This window comes from Mesorhizobium sp. BR-1-1-10, from assembly GCF_020165595.1.
In the GTDB taxonomy this organism is placed as follows: domain Bacteria; phylum Pseudomonadota; class Alphaproteobacteria; order Rhizobiales; family Rhizobiaceae; genus Mesorhizobium; species Mesorhizobium australicum.
Genome location: NZ_JAIUIL010000014.1, coordinates 175,066 through 181,558, shown reverse-complemented (window position 1 = coordinate 181,558; position 6,493 = coordinate 175,066). Strand labels below are relative to the sequence as shown.

Below are 6,493 nucleotides of genomic sequence, written 5' to 3'. Positions count from 1 at the left end.
GCGGGGGGCCTACGGCGCCACCAGCTTCTACGACACCGCCGAATTGAAGGACACGCTGGAGAGCCTGATCGACTTCGACGTGCTGAACGACGGCAAGAAGCGGCTGAGCGTCGGCGCGGTCAATGTCAGGACCGGTAACTTCGTCTATTTCGACACCGAGAAGGTGCGTATCGAGCCGGAGCACATCATGGCCAGCGGCGCGCTGCCGCCGGCCTTTCCTTCGATCCGTATCGAGGGCGAGTACTATTGGGATGGTGGCATCGTCTCCAACACGCCGCTGCAATACCTGCTCGACCAGGAAGAGGACCGTTCCTCGCTGGTCTTCCAGGTCGATCTGTTCAGCGCCCGCGGCGTGCTGCCGCGCGGCATGGCCGACGTGCTGTCGCGCCACAAGGACATCATGTATTCGAGCCGCACGCGGCAGAACACCGACAATTTCGAGCGCATCCATGCGCTGAAGATGAAGCTGCTCGATGCGCTGAAGCGCGTGCCGTCGGAGCAGCTAAGGGAAGGCGAGCAGGAGTTGATCGCCGACTATTCCAACGCCGGCGTCGTCAACATCGTCCACCTGATCTACCAGCACAAAGGCTATGAGGGCCACGCCAAGGACTATGAGTTTTCGGGCACCTCGATGCGCGAGCATTGGGAGATGGGCCTCGAGGACACCGAGCGCACGCTGCGTCACAAGAAATGGCTGATGCTGCCGACCAATGCCGACGGCGTCACCATCCACGACCTGCATCGCGAAGATCCGACCTGAGCGACCCAAGAGCGGTTCTCCGTTTCCTCGGAACGCAGAGCCGCTCTAGCTGTCTATTTTGGCTCAGAACCTAAGATTGGCGCCGGCTCTCAGCAGGAGCCAGTAGAACAGGCCGGTCGCGCCCCCCGCGATCAACAGCGCCAGTTCGAATCCGCCCGGCGTTTGCGTAAGCGGCAGCCCGGCTGTGTTCATGCCGAACATGCCGACAATCAGCGAGCCCGGCAGAAGCAGCGCGCTCATTACTGCCAGCGCCTTAAGGCTGCGGTTGGATTCGTCCGCGAGCTCGGCGGCGACCTCCTCCTGCAACAGCCGTGCACGGTCGTTGACCATGACGACTTCGCGGTCGAGCCTTTCCAGCCGCGTGGTAAGCCGGCGCAGGATCTCGTGCGCCCCCGCCGACAGCTTCCAGTCCGAGCGGTCCTCGTCCTGGAAAAGTGCCGCCAGCGCCGAGATCGGGCGGTGCAGGGAGACCGCCAGACGGCGAACATCTTTCAGCCGCCGCCTTTCGTCGGCAAGCCGCTCGGTCACCAAATGATCTTCCACTTCGTCGAGCCGCTTGGTGGCGGCAGCGAGCCGCAGGCTGGTGCTGCTGCAGAACGCCAGCACGATCGCCTCGAAAAGTTCGAAGGCGGTGGCGGGCCGCAGCCCCGCGGCCACCGCCTCGTGCACCTCCTCGACCGCTGCCAGCGAATGGCGGCGGCCGGTCACCAGCAGCCGCTCCGAGACCGCGAAGCGCAATCTCCCGATGGTGGTCGACTGACGCGCGATTTCGCTGTGCAGGTCGGCGGAAATGCCATGGACGACACCGTCCTCATGCGCCAGCGCGGGGCTGTCCTCATGGCCTTCGAGGATTGCATGGGCAGAGGCCGGCAAGGCGCAGGCGTGGCTGACCCAGGAATGGGCGCGCTGGTCGACGAGATCGACATGCAGCCAGACCCAGCCTTCCGGCATCGCCAGTGCCGCGTCGATATCGCGCGGAGCAAGCGCCACCGGGGTTTTGCCTGGCAAGCGGTGATAAGCCCAGACCAGGCCAGGCGCCGGATGCTGGTCGTCGACGGCAAGCAGGGCCAGATGCGATGCGTCGTTCATGACTGCCGCCCGAAATGGTCGCGAACCTGTCGCCGGAAAACGAGACGGCGCCATTGTGGCGCCGTCGGTAGTGTTGTCGCTTCGCCCGCTCAGAACACCTGGCGGAAGATGATGAACAGCACGAAGGCCAGCGTGATCGAGCACGGCAGGGTCAGCACCCAGGCGAGCAGCAGGTTGCGCACCGTCGACCATTGCAGGCCCGAGCCGTTGGCCGCCATGGTTCCGGCGACGCCGGACGACAGCACATGGGTCGTCGACACCGGCAGACCCAGACGGTCGGCCATGCCGATGGTGACCATCGCCACGAGTTCGGCGGCAGCGCCCTGGCCATAGGTCAGGTGGCTCTTGCCGATCTTCTCGCCGACCGTGACGACGATGCGTTTCCAGCCGACCATGGTGCCCAGGCCAAGCGCCAGGGCCACCGCGACCTTCACCCAGATCGGGATGAACTTCGTCGCGTTGTCGACGGCCTTGTGATAGTCGGTCACCGCCTTGAGATCGGCGGCCTCCATCGGCAGCAGCTGCTTCTTGTCAATCAGTTTCAGCGCCTCGCCAATCAGATAGATGTCGTTGCGGGCGTTGCTGACCAGATCGGTCGGCACGGTGTCGACCGAAGCGTAAGGCTGCAGCTCGGCCGTCGTGTTGTGGATGTAGCTCTGCAGAGCGACGGTCGTCTTGTCGCTCCAGCTCCGGGTGCGCACGGCATCCTGCACGGCAGCCTTGGCATCCTTCGCATCGGCGACGGTGACACCGGGCTTCACATATTTGCCCAGCGCGGTCTCCACGCTGACCGAGGCCGACTTGTAGGCTTCGAGATAGTTGATGTCGGGCGTGCGGTTGAGCGCGTAGGCCGTCGGCACCACGCCGATCAGGATCAGCATGATCAGGCCCATGCCCTTCTGGCCGTCATTGGAGCCATGCGCAAAGCTGACGCCGGTGCAGGTGAAGATCAGCAGCGCGCGGATCCACCAGGGCGGCGGCGCATTGCCTTTCGGCGCCTCGTAGAGCGCCGGATTGCGGACGAGAAGCTTCATCGCGTAGAGCAGGATCGCCGCGGCGAAGAAGCCGATGATCGGCGACACCAGCAAGGTCACGCCGACATTGGTCGCCTGCGACCAGTCGACGCCGCTGGTAGCGCTGCCGGCAGGTGCCATGAACTGGTTGGCGAGGCCGACACCGATGATCGAACCGACCATGGTGTGCGAGCTCGACGCCGGCAGGCCGAGGAACCAGGTGCCGAGGTTCCACAGGATGGCGGCTACGAGCAGTGCGAACACCATGGCAAAGCCGGAGGAAGAACCGACCTGCAGGATCAGCTCGACCGGCAGCAGCGACAGGATGCCGAAGGCGACCGCGCCGCTGGAAGTGAGAACCCCGAGGAAATTGAAGGCGCCCGACCACATGACGGCGAACTCCGCCGGCAGCGAGCGTGTGTAGATGACGGTCGCCACCGCATTGGCGGTGTCATGGAACCCGTTGACGAATTCGAAGCCGAGCGCGATCAGCAAGGCGATGCCGAGCAGGATCCACGGCACCGTCTTGGCCACCGCCAGGTCCTGGCTAAGCGCGTAGCCGACATAGACCACGCCGACCAGCACCAGCACACCGAAGACCGGCAGGAACCACTTCGCGCCACCCGAACTATCCAGCGGATGATCCGGCCTTGGAATGCCCGCCTCACTAGAAACTATGTCCACCATGTCCCACTCCTATTGCATTGCAGCAAAGAACTGGAAAAGACGCTATGTCCGGACGATGAACCCTGTGTGACGCCGGGAGAGGCTTGGCCTTACGCGCGGTCGCCTTCAGGCGGGACCGGAGCGTGTCTTCAGGATCGCCGAGAACAGCGGATCGAAGGCGCGGCTGATCGGCGCCGCCGCGGCTCCCAGCGCGATCGACCAGGGATCGGTTGTGCCGAGCTGCAGGCGTGGCAAGGTCCGGCCTGGCCGGTCTGCGATCGACGAAAGCAGCGGATGCATGGCCTCGACAAGCCGGCGCGCCAGCGCTTCCGGCGCGCCGCTGGTCAGGATGACTGTCTGTGGGTCGAAGATGGTTTCGATGAGATGCACGCTCCAGCGCAGATCATGGGCCGCGCCCTCGATCCAGCGCATGATCTTCACATCACCCGCCGCGGCCAGCGCGCCGATCTTTCCGTAGAGGTCCTCGTCGGCGGGATCGAGGCCAAGATGCTGGTAGAGCGAGGCGAGCGACGCGCGATGTTCGAGCGGTGTCGAGCCGGGACCGGCCGGCGACAGCAAGGCCATGCCGATTTCGCCGGCATTGCCATGGCCGCCGCTGTACAGTTCGCCGTTGAGGATCAGTCCGGCGCCAATGCCATAGCCGACATAAAGACACACTGCGTGGTCGACGCCGTGCGCGGCGCCGACGATGCGCTCGGCCGTCGCACAGGCGGCGGCATCGTTCTGCAGGCCGACATTCAGTCCCGTGCCCTTGGCCAGCATGTCCAGCAGCGGAAACTTCTGCCAGGCCGGCATCATCCATTTGTCATCCGAATTCTTCAGGCCAAACGGTCCGGGCATGGCGACACCCAGGCCGACGAGGCGTTTTTCCGACTGCGACGAGATACCGGCCAGTTCGCGCCGGACGCCATCGATCAGGCCGAGGATCACCTCGACGCCCCTGGACGGCTCATTGAAAGGCAGGTTCGCCTCGGCCCGCGCCAGCACGCTGCCCATCAGGTCGACCGCGACCGCCCGCGTCAGGTGACGGTCGATCTGAAGGCCGATGGCGAAAGCGCCTTCAGGCACCAGCCTGTAGGGGGTCGACGGTTGCCCCCTGCCCTTGCGCACCGCATCGAGCGCAACGACCAGGCCGTCGCGTTCCAGGTCCTCGATGATGTTGGAAACCGCCTGCTTGGTAAGCTGCGTCGCTCGCGCCAGATCGGCCCGCGACAGCGCGCCGTTGAGACGCAGCGCCTCGACCATGACACGGCGGTTATGCGCGCTCGTGCCTTCCTGGTTGGTGCCGCTCTTGGCACGAATCGGGCTGATGTCGTCCACCGGCGTTTCCCCTCTTGACACCATTAGAATATTGATCGACTAATTAAGTCAAGCGAGTTGACTTAATGTAACCGAGCACCGCAAAACAAGAAGGCAAAGGCTTCCGCCTGTCGCCACTGGTCAGCCGGCACCATCAGGTCACGCGACATGGATCCGGGAAGACGATGCCAAACATCTGGCAGCGCCGGCCCGTCAACGCTGCAATGGGAGAAGAAAATGCTTAAGACGATCACCAAGACACTGGTCGGCGCGGTTTTTGCCGGAGGACTGTTCGTCCCCCACGCTTTCGCCGAGACGACGCTCAACGCGCTTTTCATGGCGCAGGCCGCCTACAGCGAGGCCGACGTGCGTGCGATGACCGATGCCTTCACCAAGGCCAATCCGGACGTCAAGGTCAATCTCGAATTCGTCCCCTATGAGGGCCTGCACGACAAGACCGTGCTCGCCCAAGGGTCGGGCGGAGGCTATGACGTCGTCCTCTTCGACGTCATCTGGCCGGCCGAATACGCCACCAACAAGGTGCTGGTCGATGTGTCTTCCAAGATCACCGACGACATGAAGAAGGGCGTGTTGCCCGGCGCCTGGACCACGGTGCAGTATGACGGCAAGTCCTATGGCATGCCGTGGATCCTCGACACCAAATACCTGTTTTACAACAAGGATATCCTGGAAAAGGCCGGCATCAAGGCCCCGCCGAAGACCTGGGAAGAGCTCGGCGCACAAGCCAAGATCATCCAGGACAAAGGCCTGCTGAAGACGCCGATCGCGTGGAGCTGGTCGCAGGCGGAAGCGGCCATCTGCGACTACACCACGCTGGTCAGCGCCTATGGCGGCGACTTCCTCAAGGACGGCAAGCCGGACTTCCAGAATGGCGGCGGCCTGCTGGCCCTGAAATACATGGTCGACAGCTACAAGTCGGGTCTCACCAATCCCAATTCCAAGGAATTCCTCGAAGAGGACGTGCGCAAGGTTTTCGAAAACGGCGATGCCGCCTTCGCGCTGAACTGGACCTACATGTACAACATGGCCAACGACCCGAAGGACTCGAAGGTGGCCGGCAAGGTCGGCGTCGTGCCGGCGCCGGGCGTTGCCGGCACCAGCGAAGTGTCGGCCGTCAACGGTTCGATGGGTCTCGGCGTCACCGCGGTCTCGAAGCATCCGGACGAAGCCTGGAAGTACATCACCTTCATGACCTCGCAGGCGACGCAGAACCAATACGCCAAGCTCTCGCTGCCGATCTGGGCCTCGTCCTATGACGACCCTACGGTCACCAAGGGCCAGGAAGAACTGATCGCCGCTGCCAAGCTCGGTCTGGCTGCCATGTATCCGCGTCCGACCACGCCGAAATACCAGGAGCTGTCGACCGCGCTGCAGCAGGCAATCCAGGAATCGCTGCTCGGGACGTCTTCGCCGGAAGACGCCCTGAAGACCGCCGCGCAGAACAGCGGCCTCTGAGACAAGCCAGTCGTTCGATACGGGCGGCACTACAGCGTTGCGTCCCTTATGACGCGCAAGAAACGCTGCAGCACTTTCTATCTTACGCATGATCCTTTCCGGAAATCGGCCTCCGATTTCCGGGGTCATGCGCGATTGCCGCCTGTACTATGTCCAGATCACAGATGAG

At 63.5% G+C, this 6,493-nt stretch carries 5 protein-coding genes; 2 read left to right on the top strand and 3 right to left on the bottom strand.

Annotation, left to right across the window (positions count from 1 at the left end; all coding sequences use genetic code 11):
- Positions 1-760, top strand: a 760-nt coding sequence (locus tag LB555_RS26310; protein ID WP_224684123.1) for a DUF3734 domain-containing protein, incomplete at its 5' end; no start/stop codon positions are given.
- A 63-nt stretch (positions 761-823) separates the two neighbouring features.
- Here the strand turns inward: LB555_RS26310 and LB555_RS26305 are convergent.
- The 3 genes from LB555_RS26305 to LB555_RS26295 all read right to left on the bottom strand — a co-directional run bounded on the left by LB555_RS26305 (position 824) and on the right by LB555_RS26295 (position 4,869).
- The gene (locus tag LB555_RS26305) at positions 824-1,849 is read right to left on the bottom strand and encodes a transporter (protein WP_015315443.1); all 1,026 of its coding nucleotides are present in this window, start codon (positions 1,847-1,849) and stop codon (positions 824-826) included.
- Positions 1,850-1,938: 89 nt separating this feature from the next.
- A complete protein-coding gene (locus LB555_RS26300; protein WP_015315442.1) occupies positions 1,939-3,549 on the bottom strand; it encodes an inorganic phosphate transporter in 1,611 nt (536 codons plus the stop codon).
- Positions 3,550-3,654: 105 nt separating this feature from the next.
- The gene (locus LB555_RS26295; RefSeq protein ID WP_015315441.1) at positions 3,655-4,869 is read right to left on the bottom strand and encodes an ROK family transcriptional regulator; all 1,215 of its coding nucleotides are present in this window, start codon (positions 4,867-4,869) and stop codon (positions 3,655-3,657) included.
- A gap of 216 nt (positions 4,870-5,085) precedes the next feature.
- On the opposite strand from LB555_RS26295, the gene LB555_RS26290 reads away from it, so the two are divergent.
- On the top strand, positions 5,086-6,324 hold the full coding sequence (locus LB555_RS26290; protein WP_015315440.1) for an extracellular solute-binding protein: 1,239 nt from the start codon (positions 5,086-5,088) through the stop codon (positions 6,322-6,324).
- Positions 6,325-6,493 lie beyond the last annotated feature (169 nt).

What these genes read in the sequence shown, in the direction of transcription:
- LB555_RS26300 (WP_015315442.1), bottom strand. Translation starts at nt 3,549, where the DNA reads ATGGTGGACATAGTTTCTAGTGAGGCGGGCATTCCAAGGCCGGATCAT.
- LB555_RS26305 (WP_015315443.1), bottom strand. Translation starts at nt 1,849, where the DNA reads ATGAACGACGCATCGCATCTGGCCCTGCTTGCCGTCGACGACCAGCAT.
- LB555_RS26290 (WP_015315440.1), top strand. Translation starts at nt 5,086, where the DNA reads ATGCTTAAGACGATCACCAAGACACTGGTCGGCGCGGTTTTTGCCGGA.